Source organism: Virgibacillus sp. M23, from assembly GCF_034190895.1.
GTDB classification, from domain to species: domain Bacteria; phylum Bacillota; class Bacilli; order Bacillales; family Amphibacillaceae; genus Virgibacillus; species Virgibacillus salarius.
Map to the genome: position 1 here is coordinate 1 of NZ_JAWDHA010000325.1, position 415 is coordinate 415.

The following is a 415-nucleotide window of genomic DNA, read 5'->3' on the forward strand; positions in this document are numbered from 1 at the left end:
AAGATAACAAAACGACAAGATTATGCACAAAGAAATACTCATTGTTTTTTTAGCTAGAAATGAAATCGCTTCAAAGGAGGACGGAATGCTAATAAGAAGGGAAGGTTATAAGGTTATTGGATAAAAACATGAAGAACTTTTTTCTGAAGCCTGTGACGAAATGTGAGGAAGACAGCAGCCATGGAATAGGTTTTTGAAATACGCATTGATCGATTTTGAAAAAGACTGGGGGAAACAGTATGAATAAACAAGGCAATCAAATGTCATTTTTACGCACGATTATTTTAGTCTCTACTTTCGGCGGGCTTCTTTTTGGCTATGATACCGGTGTGCTCAATGGAGCTTTGCCGTATATGGGAGAGCCGGATCAGCTTAATCTCAATGCCTTCACAGAGGGCCTTGTCACCAGTTCACT

General features: G+C 39.3%; 1 pseudogene. It reads left to right on the forward strand.

The annotated features are described in order from the left end of the window. Nucleotides 1–239 precede the first annotated feature (239 nt). Nucleotides 240–415, forward strand: a pseudogene (locus RVS70_RS22790) (MFS transporter); the annotation flags it as partial.